Source organism: Amycolatopsis roodepoortensis, assembly GCF_014873915.1.
In the GTDB taxonomy this organism is placed as follows: domain Bacteria; phylum Actinomycetota; class Actinomycetes; order Mycobacteriales; family Pseudonocardiaceae; genus Amycolatopsis; species Amycolatopsis roodepoortensis.
Genome location: NZ_JADBEJ010000008.1, coordinates 913,741 through 928,291, shown reverse-complemented (window position 1 = coordinate 928,291; position 14,551 = coordinate 913,741). Strand labels below are relative to the sequence as shown.

The 14,551-nt window shown below is 68.0% G+C and carries 18 protein-coding genes and 1 tRNA gene; 13 read left to right on the top strand and 6 right to left on the bottom strand.

The window, feature by feature from the left end; translation table 11 throughout:
* Window positions 1-127: 127 nt before the first annotated feature.
* From lon to H4W30_RS42180, 4 genes are all read left to right on the top strand, one after another.
* Window positions 128-2,530 carry an endopeptidase La gene (gene lon / locus H4W30_RS42195; RefSeq protein WP_192747802.1) on the top strand — a complete coding sequence of 801 codons (2,403 nt, stop codon included), beginning with the start codon at window positions 128-130 and terminating at the stop codon, window positions 2,528-2,530.
* 167 nt (window positions 2,531-2,697) lie between these two features.
* On the top strand, window positions 2,698-2,898 hold the full coding sequence (locus H4W30_RS42190) for a hypothetical protein (protein ID WP_126733312.1): 201 nt from the start codon (window positions 2,698-2,700) through the stop codon (window positions 2,896-2,898).
* A complete protein-coding gene (locus H4W30_RS42185) occupies window positions 2,895-3,398 on the top strand; it encodes a helix-turn-helix domain-containing protein (protein WP_192747801.1) in 504 nt (167 codons plus the stop codon). Before H4W30_RS42190 ends, H4W30_RS42185 begins: the two co-directional genes overlap by 4 nt.
* Window positions 3,395-4,555: an alkaline phosphatase PhoX gene (locus H4W30_RS42180; protein ID WP_192747800.1), complete on the top strand. Its 1,161-nt coding sequence runs from the start codon at window positions 3,395-3,397 to the stop codon at window positions 4,553-4,555. Before H4W30_RS42185 ends, H4W30_RS42180 begins: the two co-directional genes overlap by 4 nt.
* A 47-nt stretch (window positions 4,556-4,602) precedes the next feature.
* Here the strand turns inward: H4W30_RS42180 and H4W30_RS42175 are convergent, their stop codons facing one another.
* A complete protein-coding gene (locus H4W30_RS42175; protein ID WP_192747799.1) occupies window positions 4,603-5,253 on the bottom strand; it encodes a DedA family protein in 651 nt (216 codons plus the stop codon).
* A gap of 135 nt (window positions 5,254-5,388) precedes the next feature.
* Between H4W30_RS42175 and H4W30_RS42170 the strand changes: the two genes are divergently transcribed.
* The 4 genes from H4W30_RS42170 to H4W30_RS42155 are packed head-to-tail and all read left to right on the top strand — an operon-like array spanning window position 5,389 to window position 7,895.
* Complete coding sequence (locus H4W30_RS42170) at window positions 5,389-6,540, top strand: sensor histidine kinase (protein WP_225950839.1); 1,152 nt, start codon at window positions 5,389-5,391, stop codon at window positions 6,538-6,540.
* Complete coding sequence (locus H4W30_RS42165) at window positions 6,531-7,175, top strand: response regulator (protein ID WP_192747798.1); 645 nt, start codon at window positions 6,531-6,533, stop codon at window positions 7,173-7,175. The genes H4W30_RS42170 and H4W30_RS42165 overlap by 10 nt, the downstream gene beginning before the upstream one ends.
* A gap of 43 nt (window positions 7,176-7,218) precedes the next feature.
* A complete protein-coding gene (locus H4W30_RS42160; protein ID WP_005152025.1) occupies window positions 7,219-7,509 on the top strand; it encodes an ArsR/SmtB family transcription factor in 291 nt (96 codons plus the stop codon).
* Complete coding sequence (locus H4W30_RS42155; protein ID WP_306856048.1) at window positions 7,506-7,895, top strand: VOC family protein; 390 nt, start codon at window positions 7,506-7,508, stop codon at window positions 7,893-7,895. The genes H4W30_RS42160 and H4W30_RS42155 overlap by 4 nt, the downstream gene beginning before the upstream one ends.
* Before the next feature lie 52 nt (window positions 7,896-7,947).
* Here the strand turns inward: H4W30_RS42155 and H4W30_RS42150 are convergent, their stop codons facing one another.
* Window positions 7,948-8,328 carry a VOC family protein gene (locus H4W30_RS42150; protein WP_126733305.1) on the bottom strand — a complete coding sequence of 127 codons (381 nt, stop codon included), beginning with the start codon at window positions 8,326-8,328 and terminating at the stop codon, window positions 7,948-7,950.
* A gap of 49 nt (window positions 8,329-8,377) precedes the next feature.
* Window positions 8,378-8,521, bottom strand: a complete 144-nt coding sequence (locus H4W30_RS42145) for a hypothetical protein (RefSeq protein ID WP_158633055.1) — start codon at window positions 8,519-8,521, stop codon at window positions 8,378-8,380.
* 97 nt (window positions 8,522-8,618) lie between these two features.
* Between H4W30_RS42145 and H4W30_RS42140 the strand changes: the two genes are divergently transcribed.
* The 5 genes from H4W30_RS42140 to H4W30_RS42120 all read left to right on the top strand — a co-directional run bounded on the left by H4W30_RS42140 (window position 8,619) and on the right by H4W30_RS42120 (window position 12,357).
* Complete coding sequence (locus H4W30_RS42140; RefSeq protein ID WP_192747797.1) at window positions 8,619-9,257, top strand: TetR/AcrR family transcriptional regulator; 639 nt, start codon at window positions 8,619-8,621, stop codon at window positions 9,255-9,257.
* 39 nt (window positions 9,258-9,296) lie between these two features.
* The gene (locus H4W30_RS42135) at window positions 9,297-10,511 is read left to right on the top strand and encodes a DUF4241 domain-containing protein (protein WP_192747796.1); all 1,215 of its coding nucleotides are present in this window, start codon (window positions 9,297-9,299) and stop codon (window positions 10,509-10,511) included.
* Window positions 10,508-10,930, top strand: a complete 423-nt coding sequence (locus tag H4W30_RS42130; protein ID WP_192747795.1) for a PPOX class F420-dependent oxidoreductase — start codon at window positions 10,508-10,510, stop codon at window positions 10,928-10,930. The genes H4W30_RS42135 and H4W30_RS42130 overlap by 4 nt, the downstream gene beginning before the upstream one ends.
* Window positions 10,931-10,970: 40 nt before the next feature.
* A complete protein-coding gene (locus H4W30_RS42125) occupies window positions 10,971-11,540 on the top strand; it encodes a dihydrofolate reductase family protein (RefSeq protein ID WP_192747794.1) in 570 nt (189 codons plus the stop codon).
* A gap of 112 nt (window positions 11,541-11,652) precedes the next feature.
* On the top strand, window positions 11,653-12,357 hold the full coding sequence (locus tag H4W30_RS42120; protein ID WP_318780773.1) for a class I SAM-dependent DNA methyltransferase: 705 nt from the start codon (window positions 11,653-11,655) through the stop codon (window positions 12,355-12,357).
* Here the strand turns inward: H4W30_RS42120 and H4W30_RS42115 are convergent.
* The 3 genes from H4W30_RS42115 to H4W30_RS42105 all read right to left on the bottom strand — a co-directional run bounded on the left by H4W30_RS42115 (window position 12,305) and on the right by H4W30_RS42105 (window position 14,441).
* Window positions 12,305-13,696: an MFS transporter gene (locus H4W30_RS42115; protein ID WP_192747793.1), complete on the bottom strand. Its 1,392-nt coding sequence runs from the start codon at window positions 13,694-13,696 to the stop codon at window positions 12,305-12,307. The two genes, H4W30_RS42120 and H4W30_RS42115, sit on opposite strands and share 53 nt — an antisense overlap.
* Window positions 13,693-14,253, bottom strand: a complete 561-nt coding sequence (locus H4W30_RS42110; protein ID WP_192747792.1) for a TetR/AcrR family transcriptional regulator — start codon at window positions 14,251-14,253, stop codon at window positions 13,693-13,695. Before H4W30_RS42110 ends, H4W30_RS42115 begins: the two co-directional genes overlap by 4 nt.
* A gap of 106 nt (window positions 14,254-14,359) precedes the next feature.
* A tRNA-Tyr gene (locus H4W30_RS42105) sits at window positions 14,360-14,441 on the bottom strand.
* Window positions 14,442-14,551: the final 110 nt, after the last annotated feature.

Sequence of the window (14,551 nt, the reverse complement as noted above, 5' to 3'; positions counted from 1 at the left end):
AAACGCGACGCGTTGGGCGTTAGAGGTCGGAGGGGAAGGTGATCGCTGACGGCGAACGCGGAAAGGAAACAAACGGGTCGATCGGAGAGTTGAGCTAGGCAGACTCAACTAACCGAGGAGTGCACAGATGACCGACAACCGCCTCCTGCCCGTCCTCCCGCTCGATGACGACGTCGTGCTGCCGGGCATGATCGTCCCGCTCGACCTCGCCGACACGGAGACGCGCGCCGCGGTGGAGTCCGCCCAGGCCAACACGCCTGCCCAGGCTTCCTTCCCGGGGATCCGGTCCAGCGCCGCCACCAAGGCCGAAGTGCTGATCGTCCCCCGCGTCCACGGCGAATACGCCGAACTCGGCACCATCGCGACCGTCGAGCGCATCGGGCGCGTGCCCGGCGGCAAGACCGCGGTGCTGCTGCGCGGCACCCGCCGCGCGGTCGTCGGCCGCATCGCCGACGGCCCCGGCGCCGCCCGCTGGGTGCACGCCGAGGTCGCCGCCGAGACCACCGACGACAACGCCGCGAAGCTCGCGTCGGAGTACAAGTCCGTCGTCATCGCGATCCTCCAGCAGCGCGGCGGCTGGCAGATGATCGACGCCGTCCAGGAGGTCGAAGACCCGTCCGCGGTCGCCGACCTGGCCGGCAACTCGTCCTACCTCAAGACCGAGCAGAAGCTCGAACTGCTGACCACGCTCGACGTCTCCTCGCGGCTGGAGAAGGCCCTCGAATGGAGCCGCGAGCAGCTGGCCGAGCTCGAGGTGACCGACACCATCCGCAAGGACGTCCAGGAGGGCATGGAGAAGCAGCAGAAGGAGTTCCTGCTGCGCCGCCAGCTCGAAGCGATCCGCAAGGAGCTGGGCGAACTCGACGGCACGGCCAATGACGACGACTACCGCGCCCGCGTCGAGGCCGCCGAACTGCCGGACGCGGTCAAGAAGGCCGCACTGTCCGAAGTGGACAAACTGGAGCGGACCTCGGACCAGTCCCCCGAGGGCGGCTGGATCCGCACGTGGCTGGACACCGTGCTGGAACTGCCGTGGAACGAGCGCACCACCGACGTCCACGACATCGCCGCCGCGCGTGACATCCTCGACGCCGACCACGCCGGTCTCGACGACGTGAAGGAACGCATCATCGAGTACCTGGCCGTGCGCAAGCGTCGCGCGGAGTCCGGGCTCGGCCCGGTCGGCGGCCGTCGTTCGGGCGCGGTGCTGGCGCTCGCCGGCCCTCCCGGGGTCGGCAAGACGTCGCTCGGCGAGTCGGTGGCGAAGGCAATGGGCCGCAAGTTCGTCCGCGTGGCGCTCGGCGGCATCCGCGACGAGGCCGAGATCCGCGGTCACCGCCGCACCTACGTCGGCGCGCTGCCCGGCCGGATCGTCCGAGCCATCAAGGAAGCGGGCTCGATGAACCCGGTCGTGCTGCTCGACGAGATCGACAAGGTCGGCGCCGACTACCGCGGCGACCCGACCGCCGCGCTGCTGGAGGTGCTGGACCCGGAGCAGAACCACACCTTCCGCGACCACTACCTCGAGGTCGAGCTCGACCTGTCCGACGTCGTGTTCCTGGCGACGGCGAACGCGCTCGAGACCATCCCCGGCCCGCTGCTGGACCGGATGGAACTGGTCACCCTCGACGGCTACACCGAGCACGAGAAGGTCACCATCGCCCGCGACCACCTGCTCCCCCGTGAGCTGGAGCGCGCCGGGCTCGGCAAGGACGACGTCACGCTGACCGACGGCGCGTTCAGCCGGATCGCCGCCGAGTACACGCGGGAGGCCGGGGTGCGCAACGCGAACCGGACCATCGCGAAGGTCCTGCGGAAGGTGGCGACCAAGGTCGCGCTGGACGAGGTCGAGCTGCCGCTGACGATCGACGCCGACGGGCTCGAGACCTACCTCGGCCGCCCGCGGCACCTGCCGGAGTCCTCTCTGCCCGCGTCGACGCAGCGCACGTCGACCCCGGGCGTGGCGACGGGCCTGGCGGTGACCGGCGCCGGTGGCGACGTCCTCTACATCGAGGCGTCGCTGGCGGATCCGGAGTCCGGCTCGACCGGGCTGTCGCTGACCGGCCAGCTGGGTGACGTGATGAAGGAGTCGGTGCAGATCGCGTTGTCGTACCTGCGTTCACGCGGCGCCGAGCTGGAACTGCCGGTCGGAGACCTGAAGGACCGCGGCATCCACGTGCACGTCCCCGCGGGCGCGGTGCCCAAGGACGGGCCGAGCGCCGGCATCACGATGACGACCGCGCTGGCGTCCCTGCTTTCGGGCCGGGTCGTGAAGTCGGACGTCGCGATGACCGGTGAGGTGTCGCTGACCGGGCGCGTGCTGCCGATCGGCGGGGTCAAGCAGAAGCTGCTGGCCGCGCACCGGGCGGGGATGAAGACGGTGATCATCCCGCAGCGCAACGAGCCCGACCTGGACGACGTCCCGGCCGAAGTGCTGGCACAGCTGGACGTCCACGCCGTAGCGAACGTCCGCGAGGTGCTGGACATCGCGCTGGCCCCGGCGACTGCCCCGGTCGCTCAGGCGGCGTAACGTCGCGAGCCCTGAAGCCCCGGATCCTGCCAAGGATCCGGGGCTTTCGGCTTTCCGAGATCCGGACGAACCCGGACATTGCTTCGCCTTAAACTCCCTATCACGTTTTGATAACGTGTATTGCGTGCCACCCAGCCGGGGTGCGTGATCCTTGAGAGGGCAAGGTCATGAGTCAAGGAATTCTTTCCCCGTTGCGGCCGAGGCGCAGGTGCGTTTCGGCCGGTCAGATCGTCTGCCTGAGCATTCTCACCGGTTTCACCGCGGCGCTGACCTTCGCCGGCACCAGCGCCTCGATCGCCGCGGGCATCGCCATCGCCCTGTTCGGCGCCGTTCTCCGCCACCCCGTGCCCGCCAGGGCACACCGATGAACACCGAATCCGAGTTCATGGCGCGACTGCGTGAACTGCGCGACCGAAGCGGCCTCAGCATCCGCGCGCTGGCCGCCGCGACCGGCTGGTCCCGCAGCACCTTGGCCGACACGCTGGCCCGGAACACCTTGCCCGGCAACGAAAACCAGCTGAGGACACTGCTGCACTCCCTACTCCGGGCGGTTCCCGGAGAGCCGGGAATCGACGAGTATCTCGCCGACTGGCGTCACCTGATCGGACGTCGTCACCACCGCAATGGCGGATACGCGCCGATCGATCGAATACCGCTCGCGTTGGCCGTCGCGGAACAACGCGGCGGAGCCGACGCCCCCGGGCTCCGCAAAGCCCGGGAAATCGTGCTGAACGAGGGCTCCCTACGAAAGTTCCCTTCTCGCGGTGAATATGCCGCGAATTCACCTGGAAGTCCCGTTCCGCCCGTAATCTCCGACCCGCTCCTTCCCGCACCACCACATCAGCGGATGTCTCGGAGGCATGAGTGAAGCGACGGAATTTCCTGCGCGCGGCCGTGGTCGGCGCCGGTGTCACGGCGTTCGGAAACAGGCTCTCGGGAGCGGCCCTCGCCGCGCCCGCCCAGAACGGACCCAGCCCGTACGGCGCGCTCCAGGCGGCCGACGCGAACGGGATCCAGCTGCCGGCGGGATTCACCAGCCGCGTGATCGCGCGGTCCGGCCAGAAGGTCGCGAACACCGGGTACACCTGGCACAGCGCCCCGGACGGCGGGGCGGTGTTCGCCGACGGCAGCGGCTGGATCTACGTGTCGAATTCGGAGATCACGCCCGGCGGCGGCGCGAGCGCGATCAAATTCGACGCGAGCGGGAACATCACCGGCGCCCACCGCATCCTCTCGAACACCCGCCAGAACTGCGCGGGTGGCAAGACTCCTTGGAACACCTGGCTTTCCTGCGAGGAGGTCGACCTCGGGTTCGTCTACGAATGCCAGCCGAACGGCCCGGCCACGGCCGCCGTCCAGCGGCCCGCGATGGGGAAGTTCAAGCACGAGGCCGCGGCGGCCGACCCGGTGCGCAAGGTCGTCTACCTTACCGAGGACACCTCGGACGGCTGTTTCTATCGCTTCGTCCCGACGACCTGGGGCAATCTTTCCGCCGGGACATTGCAGGTGCTCAAGGCGGGCACGGCGACCTCGGGCAGCTTCACCTGGGCGAACGTGCCCGACCCCGACGGCTCCCCCACCGCCACCCGCAACCAGGTGTCCGGTGCGAAGCGGTTCAGCGGCGGCGAAGGACTGCACTACGCCAACGACACCGCGTGGTTCACCACCAAGGGTGACAACCGCGTCTGGCAGCTCAACCTCACGAACAACACTTACGAGCTCGCCTACGACGACTCGCTGGTCAGCCCCGGCTCGGCCCCACTGACCGGCGTCGACAACGTCACGGGGACCTCCTCGGGCGACCTGTTCGTCGCCGAAGACGGCGGCAACATGGAGATCTGCATCATCACGCCGAACGACATCGTGGCGCCGTTCCTGCGGATCAACGGCCAGAGCTCGTCGGAGATCTGCGGCCCGGCGTTCACCCCGGCGGGGAACCGGCTGTACTTCTCGTCGCAACGCGGTACCTCCGGTTCGTCCTCGGGCGGGATCACCTACGAGGTGACCGGCCCCTTCCATTCCTGAGTGGTTCTGGGCGCCCCGCACCGCGTGCGGGGCGCCCTGCCACGGGCTCAGGCGTTGGTGCGGTTCTTCTCGCGCACCCGATTGACCACGAAGAGCGTCAACGCGACCGCGACGGCGGCGATCACGAAGTACTGGAAGAACCCGGCGTATTTCTCGACCAGGTGCCAGCTCTCGCCGAGGCCGTAGCCCGCCAGCACGAACACCGTGTTCCAGATCAGGCTGCCCAGCGTGGTCAGGGCCAGGAACCGCCAGAACGGCATGCGCTCGATCCCGGCGGGCAGGGAGATGAGGCTGCGGAAGATCGGCACCATCCTGCCGAAGAACACCGCCTTGGTGCCGTGTTTCTGGAACCAGGCCTCGGTCTTGTCGAAGTCGGAGGTCTTGACCAGCGGGATCTTCGCCATCCAGCGGCGGGTGCGGTCGCGGCCAAGCAGCTGGCCGAGGTAGTACACGATGATCGCGCCCGCGACCGAGCCGAACGTCGTCCACACCAGTGCTTCCACCAGGGTGAACGTGCCCTGGCTGGCGGAGAACCCGGCGAGCGGGAGCACCAGTTCGCTGGGGATCGGCGGGAACAGGTTGTCCAGGCCGACGATGATCGCGGCGCCCGGACCACCCAGCGCGTCCATCAGTGACACCGCCCAGCCGGCGAGTCCTCCCATCGGTTCGCTGGCGGTTTGGGCGAGCAGGAGGTTCATGGCGGCCTTTCGTGGTCGTCTGCAGTTGCCAACGAACGTACGAATCACCCGGGTTCCGCACCCTGGGGTTAAGCGGCACAGATCACTGAGGAAAACCGCAGTACCCGTTTTCGGATACCCCGCTAACCTGGCGTTATGCCTGTCCCGGCAGCGATGCGCCGCTATCTGCGCAAGAGTCTCCGCGGCACGCTGGGCCTGGCGATCGGCGCCACGACAGCGGTCGCGGAGTTCCTCTACGTGCTCTTCGGCGGAATGGCGCTCGCCGTCCCCGCGCTGCGGCGACCTGTTTTCGCCGGTGCGCGGACACTGTCCGAAGTGGAACGACGGAGATTGGAGAAGTACTTCGGCGAAGAGAACGCCGCGGACTACACCGATCGACGCGCGATGGCCTATCTCGTCCCGCGGTGCGTCATCGGCCTGCTCTGCGCCGCGATCTTCCTCATGATCCTGCTGGGCGGAGGATCCGGGCTGATCATCGCCGCCCAGCTCTTCGACGGTCAGTCTCCCGGAGGCGGAGCGCCCGCCGACTGGTACGACCCGGTCACCACCCTCCTCTTCGGCGGGATACTCGTTTTTCTGTGCCTGCAAGGGCTGATCGGAGCCGCGACGCTGGACGCCAGGCTGGCGAGGCGGTTTTTCGGTCCCAGCACGAACGAACAGTTGCGCCGGCGGCTCTCCGAACTCACGACCAGCCGGGCGGAGGTGGTCGAGGCGGTCAACGGCGAGCGCCGCCGGATCGAGCGGGACCTGCACGACGGTGTCCAGCAGCGGCTCGTCGCGCTCGGCATGCTGCTCGGCCGGGCACGGCGGGCCACCGACCCGGACCGCGCGTCGGATCTGCTGCGGCAAGCGCATGAGGAATCCCAGCGCGCCCTCGTCGACCTGCGCGAGGTGTCGTGGCGGGTGTATCCGATCGCGCTGGACGCGGACGGGCTGCACCCCGCGCTCGAAGCGCTCGCCGAACGTTCGGGGATACCGGTCCACCTGCGGGTCGACCTGCCGGAACGGCCACCGGCGGCCGTCGAGACCGTCGTCTACTTCGTCGCGTCCGAAGCGGTCACCAATACGATCAAGCACGCCGCGGCGACGCGGATCGACATCGAGGCCGAGCGAGAGGGGGACAGAGTGCGGGTGCGGATCACCGATGACGGGACGGGTGGGGCGCGGGAATCCGGCGGCGGGCTCTCCGGCCTCGCGATGCGCGTCGCGGCCGCGGACGGGCAGTTCACTGTGGACAGTCCGATCGGTGGCCCGACCGTGGTGACGGCGGTGCTGCCGTGCGAGTGATCCTCGCCGAGGATTCGACGCTCTTACGAGAGGGGCTGGTCCGGCTTCTGGTCGAGGAGGGGCACGAGGTCGTCGCGTCGGTCGGCGACGGCGACGCGCTCCTGTCGACGACGGCCGCCTACCGGCCGGACGTGATCGTCACCGACGTCCGCATGCCGCCGACCCATACCGACGAGGGTCTGCGCGCGGCGCTCGAGATCCGGAACCGCTGGCCGGAGATCGGGGTACTGGTGCTCTCGCAGTACGTCGAGAAGCGCTACGCCGCCGAGTTGATCACCGGTGACGTCGAACGCGTCGGCTATCTCCTGAAGGACAGGGTCGCCCAAGTGGGCGAATTCCTGGACGCGCTCGACCGTGTCGCCGCGGGCGGGGCGGCCTTCGATCCGGAGGTCGTCCGGCGACTGCTCGCGCGGACCACCCATACCGATCCGCTCGCGAAGCTGACCATCCGTGAGCGCGAAGTGCTGGAGAAAATGGCGCAGGGCCACACGAACGCCGGGATCGCCGGATCGCTGTTCGTGTCGCTGAGCGCCGTCGAGAAGCACGTGAACGCCATTTTCGACAAGCTCGGGCTGGCCAGCACCGCCGGGTACAGCCGTCGGGTCCTCGCGGTCCTGCGCTACCTCGGTTCCTGAGCCCGAGTTGACAGGCAAGTGACGACTTGCCTATAACGGAGTAGTGGACGGCGACCTGTTCAAGGCGATCGGCGACGCGACGCGACGCACCATCCTGGACGAGCTGACCGAAAAGGACGGTCAGACCCTGTTCGAGATCTGCGGCAGGCTGACCATGAAACATGGACTTGCCTCGTCACGGCAGGCCATCTCGCAGCATCTCGCGATGCTCGAACAGGCGGGCCTGGTGCACACCCGGCGGCAGGGCCGCTACAAGTTCCACCACATCGACACGAGCCCGCTGCGGTCGATCGTCGAGCGGTGGCCCATCGACCGAGAGGAACCGAACCCGTGATTCGGATCAACATCACCAGCGTCTTCGTCGACGACCAGGCCAAGGCGCTGGAGTTCTACACCGAGAAACTGGGATTCATCAAGAAAACCGACGTACCCGCCGGCGAGGCCCGCTGGCTCACCGTGGTCTCCCCAGCCAACCCCGACGGTGTCGAACTGCTGCTCGAACCGGACGGCCACCCCGCGGCGAAGCCGTTCAAGAAAGCGCTGACCGACGACGGTATCCCGTTCACCCAGTTCGCCGTCGACGACGTGTACGCCGAGGTCGACCGGCTCAAGGGCCTGGGCGTCGAGTTCACGCAGGACGCCGTCGACATGGGGCCCGTGGTCACCGCCGTCTTCGACGACACCTGCGGCAACCTGATCCAGCTCGCCACGATGAAGTAGCGGCGAAAACGGGGCTTGGTCCACTGTGGACCAAGCCCCGCCACGAATTTCCTTACTGCTGAACCCATTCCACGAGTTCCACGGGCACGCCGTTCGGGTCGGTGACCATGAGGAGGCGCTCTCCCCACGGCTCTTCCCGCAGCGGCAACGTGATTTCGACACCTTCGTCGCGCAGGCGCTTCTCCTCGGCTTCGAGGTTCTCGACCGTGAAGGCCACGATCACCCCGGACGCGCGCTGCTGCCGAAGGTTCTCCGGCAGGACCTCGATCCCCGCCTGAAGCAGGACGATGGTCATCTTCGCGGTTTCATGCCCAAGGGAGACGAAACCCTCCGCGGCCATCTGCTCGGTGAAACCGAAGTGCTCGGTGAAGAAACGGCTGGAAGCGGCGACGTCGTCGACGGTCAGCGAGACGGTGGAGGCAAGGACGTTCACGGGCTATCCCCTTCGGGTCGGCTGGTGGGTTTCCGGAGCAGCGGGCCGGTCAGTACGACCGGCGGCGCGGGACGCCGGTCGAGCGGCGCACCGGCATCGAGCGGCCCGGGAACGGCTGCTGGTGACGGCGGTCGTTCCGGCGGGCCTGGGCGCGGTTGGTGCCTTCGTTGCCTTGGGGGATTCGAGCGGTCAAGGAGCCTCTTCTCTCGCTGTTCGGTAGTACGGACGTAAGTTTACATCGAGCGCACCGTAAGTCAAGGATATTTTTACGACGGTGGTAAACTTCGCGTATGACCAGCACGGATGTGGGTTTGCGGGAGCTCAAGAAGCAGGAGACACGGCAGCTGATCTCCGATCAGGCGACGCTCCTCTTCATCGAGAAGGGCTTCGAGGAGACGACGATCGCCGAGATCGCCGCGGCGGCGAGAGTCGCGAAGAAGACCGTCACGAACTACTTCGCACGCAAGGAAGACCTGGCGCTCGACCAGCACGAGGAGTTCACGAACGGGCTGGCGAACGCCGTCCGGGACCGGAAGCCGGGTGAGTCGGCGCTGGCCGCGCTACGGCGCACCTTCCTGGACGCGGTGGCCGAACACTCGCCCGTGATCGGCTTCACCGGGCCGGTCTTCGCCAAAATGGTCCTGGAGAGCCCGACCCTGACCGCCCGGCTGCGTGAACTGCACGAACTGCGGGAAGCGGCGCTCGCCGAACTGCTCGCGAGCGAGACCGGAGCCGACGCGGACGACGTCACCCCGGTCATGGCCGCCGCCGAGCTCAACGCGATCGACCGCGTCCTCTTCCGCGAGGTCCTCCGGCGCTCGCACGCCGGCGAAAGCAACGAAGAGATCGCCGCCGCGCTGACGAAGGCGACCCAACGAGCTTTCGAGTTGCTGGAACCGGCCTTCGGTGACTACGCGATCCGCGAATAGCCCTGGGTTTTGTCGGGGGTTCCCGCTAGGTTCCGCTGCATGTCTGAGGGGACCTTGCTGGACGTCGTCTATTGCGAAGGCTGGGATCCGGCCGCCCGAGCGGTGATCGGGAGGCTCTCCTCCGGCACAGCGCGCGGGCGCGACGCCGCCGGAGAGCAGTACGCCGTCGCCCTGGTGCGCCCTGGCACCGAGGTGCCGCTGGTTCTGCTCGAAATCGCGTGGAAGCACCGCTTCGCCCGCACGGTGCAGTTCGATGAACTGGGCAGGCGCAGAGGTTTCTTCGAGTTCCGGATGCTGGAGGACGGCTCGCTCTTCCTCATGAAGGTCGAGCAGTGGACCTACCGGTTCGACGATCAGGAAGAGTTCGACAAGAAGAGCGCCGGCCATCTTGAGATGTCCTTCGGCCCGGATGGCAAGGGCTGGATGCATCAGGCGCCCCAGGGTTACGGCGGCGGCTCCAGCAGCGGCCAGGTGAGTAAGCAGGTGTCGGAGCTGGCCATGCCGAAGCCCGCCTTCGGCGACTGGGAGCCACTCGCGAATTCGGGGCCACTGACCCTCCGGACGCCGGACGCTCCCGATGCCGATCCGCCGCTGGCCGTCGACGAACGTCCCTGGCGGCCATCCGTTCCGCTGTGCCCTTCCGGCATGGACGAGATGTTCACCGCGGGCACGCGCTTCTCGCTGAGCGGCGACCATGGCCTCGTCGAGGTCGAACTCCGGGACGCCGGCAAGCTCCGGATGCCCAGCGGCAGGCTCGTCGCGGCGGACCCGGCGTTCCTGGACGCCGACGCGGAGCACTTCACGGTCACCGTGCCGCCCGGTGAATATCGGGTCGAAGTCTCCGTGATCCGGTTCGTCGACGAACCGGCCCACGAACGGGTCGCGGCCGCGAAACTCGTCGTCGCCGACGCTCCCGTCGCCACCTGGGAAACCGCGCTCTGGCCCGGACAGAACGCGCTTTTCCTCGGGGACGGGGAGTTCTACGGCTACGGCGTGGACAGCGGCACGGGCTGCTTCGCCGACGCGGCCGCCCTCCCCGAGGAGATGGACGACGACCTGCTGGAGAAGTTCGAGGAGGTGGACCCGTACATCGACGTCACTCCGGACGGAGCCGAAGGCAACATCATCGCGTTCACCACCGGCTGGGGCGACGGCAGCTACCCGACGTGGGTCGGCCGGGCGGCCGACGGCACGCCGGTCTGCTTCGTCACCGACATGCTGGTCCTCAATCGCGCCCGGATGATGACGTCATGACCTTTACAGACGATGAGATCGCGTACCTGCGTTCGCAGCCACTGGCCCGCTTCGCGACCCTCTCGGAGGACGGCGAACAGCCCGATGTCGTCCCGCTGGCGTTCGAGTTCGACGGCACGCAATTCTGGGTCGGTGGAGTGGGCGCTTCGGTTCTCGCGACGCGGAAGTTCCGCAACATCCGGGCAGGACGGCGCAAAGTGGCCCTGGTCGTCGACGACACGGTCTCGTTCGACCCGTTCATCGCCCGCGGTGTCCGCGTCTATGGCGAGGCCGAGGATCCGATCGAACGGGTGGGAATGGTCGGACCGGGCATCTACGCGCGCGTGACGCCGAAGGTGTCGTGGAGCTGGAACATGGCGGGCGAACCCGCGGGCGAGACGTGGTATCCGTCGAGGCGAGCGGTGCACGGCGAGGCTTGACGCGCCGTTTTTGTCGGTGGGCGGCGGTACGGTCTGGTCCATGCGTGAGCTGATCGTCACGGAGAACTGCACGATCGACGGCGTGATCGAACTGGCGGGTGACTGGTTCAGCCCGGGCGACACCGATCCGGACGTGGACCGGTCGGACGTCCTGGCCGTGCTCGAAGAACAACGTGAGAACGCCGACGCGTTCCTCCTCGGACGCGTCACCTTCGAAGACATGCGCGGATATTGGCCGAAGCAAACCGATGACACGACGGGGATTTCGGCCTATCTCGACTCAGTGAGCAAGTACGTGGTCTCGCGGACGCTGACCGAACCGGAGTGGCGGAACACGACGGTGCTCTCCGGTAAGCTGCGGTCCGAGATCGAGGACCTGAAGGCCGCCGAAGGCAAGGACATCGTGACGACCGGCAGCATCTCGCTGGTGCGGGCGCTCATCGCCGAGGGCCTCGTCGACGAGTACCGGCTGTTCGTCTATCCCGTCGTGACCGGTGAGGGCCGCCGGTTGTTCGAGGGTGCCACCGGCGTCCCGAAGCTTCGGCTGGTGGAGGAGCGGACGTTCGCGTCGGGCATCGTGCTGCTGCGTTATCGGACCGCGTCGCGCTGACGCCACCGAGAACGGGATGAGGAGCACACGGTCGCGGGCGTAGCGTCGGCGGCCGTGGATCAGTGAGACGGATACGGGAGACGACCCGGCGGACGGCTGGTTCCCCGAGAGTGTGGCCGCGGGCTATGACGAGCCGGGCGGCGCGAACGCGCCCGAAGTGGTGACGCCGGCGGTGGACGTCCTCGAAGACCTGGCCGACGGTCCGGTGCTCGAGTTCGCCGTCGGGACCGGACGGATCGCGATCCCGCTGGCGGCGCGTGGTGTGCCGGTGAGCGGTATCGAACTGAGCCGCGCGATGGCGGGCCGGGTCGCGAGCAAGCCGGGCGGTGACGCGGTCGAGGTCACGATCGGCGACATGACGAAGACACGAGTGGAGGGCGAATTCTCACTGGTTTACCTGGTGTACAACACGATCGGCAACGTGACCACGCAGGACGGTCAGGTCGACGTCTTCCGCAACGCGGCCGCGCACCTGCGGCCGGGCGGGCTGTTCGTCGTCGAGGTCGGCCTGCCGGATCTGCGCCGCTTGCCGCCCGGGCAGGACATCGTCCCGTTCGCGATGGAGCGCGGTTACGTCGGGTTCGACCAGTACAACGTCGTCACGCAGGAGTTCACGTCGAACCATGTCACGGTGTCGCCGGATGGGCAGGGGCGCTTCCGCCGCATTCCCTTCCGGTATGCGTGGCCGGCCGAAATGGACCTCATGGCGCGCATCGCCGGGATGCGCCTGAAGTACCGCTGGGCGGACTGGGATCGTTCGGAGTTCACCGCCGAGAGTACGAAGCACGTGTCCGTGTGGGAACGCGCCTGTCCGTGAAGATGATGATCGCGCCGACGGCGAGCAGGGGCAGTGCCCACAGTGCCGTCGTGAGATAGCCGTTGCGGGTGGGGAGGAGGGCGCCGTCCGGGGTGGCCGCGGCGAGCAGCAACCCGGCGAGGGCGCTGCCCATGGCCATGCCGATGCTGCGCGCGATCTGGTTGATCGAGAGCACGCTGGCCGTTTCTCCTTGCGGCACACCGACGAGCACGAGTCTGGGCATCACCGCGAAGATGCCGCCGACGGCGAAACCGAGCAGCGCGATGGAAAGGAGGACGAGGACGAACGACTGACTTCCGACGGCGAACACCAGCGCGCCGGCGACGGCGATCACGGTCGAAACCAGGTACGTCCACCGTTCGTCCATCCGCGGAACCGCTTTCCCCGCAACGAATCCGAGCAGGGAGAACGGGATCAACGCCGCGCCCGCGGCGACACCGGGCAGCGCGAATCCGTACGGGGCGTCCGCCGGTGTCTGCACGTAGCGGGTCAAGAGACTGAACAGCAGGTACAAACCCGCCCCCGCCACGAGAATCGCCAGGTTCGCGCGGAAGACCGGGCCTCGGCCGAGCAGCCGGAGGTCCACCAGCGGCTCCGTGGTGCGCAGTTCGACGAAGGCCCACGCGGCCAAGACCGCGGCGGTACCGGCGAGGAGACCACTGGCGAACCAGACGGTCGACCACACGGAGGGCACGGCGATGAGCAGGAGAACCCCAAGTGTGCCGAGCGCGAGGAGCAGCGCGCCGGGGACATCGATCCGTGGCGGCGCACCTGGCGTCTCGGCAGGCAGCATGCGCCAGGCGATGAGGAACGCGACGACGGAGAGGAGGAATCCGAAGCCGTACGCGGCGCGCAGGCCCGCGAGCTGATCAAGGAGGCTGACCACCGGGTAGCCGACCCCGATGCCGACGGTCGACGCGACCGACAGCGCGGCGATCGTCGAGGTCGAGCGCTCGTGCGGCAGGTGCGCGCGGGCGACGCTCATCAACAGTGCCCCGGCCGCGACCCCGAGCCCCTGCAAGCCGCGCCCGATCAGCAACGCCGGGTACGGAAGCGGAAGCACCGTCAGCAACCCGCCCGTCGTGACCATGGCCAGGGTGATCAGGATCGTGGTGCGGCGGTACGGGCCACCGCCGAGCCTGCCAAGGACCGGGCCCGCGATCGCGCCGCTGAACAGCGTCACCGTCAATGTCCACTGTGCCGCGTCGAGGGATACGTGCAGCCCCGTGGCGACCGGGGTGATCAGCGGCGCGCCGACACTGCCGATCACAGCGCCCGCCAACGCCGTGCACACCAGTGCGGCGCTCAGTCGCCCGTCCCGCCGGACGGGGGCACTCATCGGTTCGTCTCGGTGGTGACGTGCGTGAACAGGCCCGGCTGGATCCGGGTGCGAACCCCCTCGGCCCAGAGCGCGTCGACCTGCTCGACGTCCATCGCGGCGCCGGCGTTCAGCAGCATCCCGAAGGCGAGGAAAGTCTTCACGGTCACCGGGTCGAGTCCGGTGCCGTTCTCGGTGGTGTCCCACATCCGCGCGAAACACGACCGCACCACGTCCCGCACCTCGGGGTCGCCGCACGCGGCGAAGCCCTGAAGCTGCAACAACAACCCGGTGCGGTCGGCCAGCAGGTCGAAGTACTGCGCGCCCATCGCCGAGAGCGCCTTCAGCCCGGTCTCCCCCGCGCCCGCGTCCCGCATCGCGTCGCTGAGCCGCTCGAACGCGGTTTGCGCCAGTTCCAGGAACAGGGCCTTCTTCGTCCCGAACATCCGGAAGACGTACGCCTGCGTGATCCCCGCCGTCTTCGCGATCGCCTCCGTCGACGCCCCGTGCAGCCCGTGCTCCGCGAACTCTTCCGCGGCGATGGCCAGCACCTGGGCACGTCGCTCGGGTCCGCTCATCCGTCCAGCCATAGCCTCAAGTTACTAGTTACTAACCACTAACTAAAGACCGGGACGCACGAAAAAAGGAGCGGCCCCGTGACTGGGTCACGGGGCCGCTCCTGTGTGGCGAGTGAGGGATTCGAACCCCCGAAGGCAGTGCCGTCTGATTTACAGTCAGATCCCTTTGGCCGCTCGGGCAACTCGCCGTGACCGGGTGTCCCCGGCCGAGACGAAAGAATACCCAATGCCGTGGCGGGCCGGTCAACCGGGTTCCACAGGGCTAGGGTGGAAGCTCCTGACAAGCGAGTACGAGGTG

Coding starts and splice junctions, on each gene's coding strand:
- lon (WP_192747802.1), top strand. CDS start 128: ATGACCGACAACCGCCTCCTGCCCGTCCTCCCGCTCGATGACGACGTC.
- H4W30_RS42190 (WP_126733312.1), top strand. CDS start 2,698: ATGAGTCAAGGAATTCTTTCCCCGTTGCGGCCGAGGCGCAGGTGCGTT.
- H4W30_RS42185 (WP_192747801.1), top strand. CDS start 2,895: ATGAACACCGAATCCGAGTTCATGGCGCGACTGCGTGAACTGCGCGAC.
- H4W30_RS42175 (WP_192747799.1), bottom strand. CDS start 5,253: ATGAACCTCCTGCTCGCCCAAACCGCCAGCGAACCGATGGGAGGACTC.
- H4W30_RS42170 (WP_225950839.1), top strand. CDS start 5,389: ATGCCTGTCCCGGCAGCGATGCGCCGCTATCTGCGCAAGAGTCTCCGC.
- H4W30_RS42140 (WP_192747797.1), top strand. CDS start 8,619: ATGACCAGCACGGATGTGGGTTTGCGGGAGCTCAAGAAGCAGGAGACA.
- H4W30_RS42135 (WP_192747796.1), top strand. CDS start 9,297: ATGTCTGAGGGGACCTTGCTGGACGTCGTCTATTGCGAAGGCTGGGAT.
- H4W30_RS42130 (WP_192747795.1), top strand. CDS start 10,508: ATGACCTTTACAGACGATGAGATCGCGTACCTGCGTTCGCAGCCACTG.
- H4W30_RS42125 (WP_192747794.1), top strand. CDS start 10,971: ATGCGTGAGCTGATCGTCACGGAGAACTGCACGATCGACGGCGTGATC.
- H4W30_RS42115 (WP_192747793.1), bottom strand. CDS start 13,696: ATGAGTGCCCCCGTCCGGCGGGACGGGCGACTGAGCGCCGCACTGGTG.
- H4W30_RS42110 (WP_192747792.1), bottom strand. CDS start 14,253: ATGAGCGGACCCGAGCGACGTGCCCAGGTGCTGGCCATCGCCGCGGAA.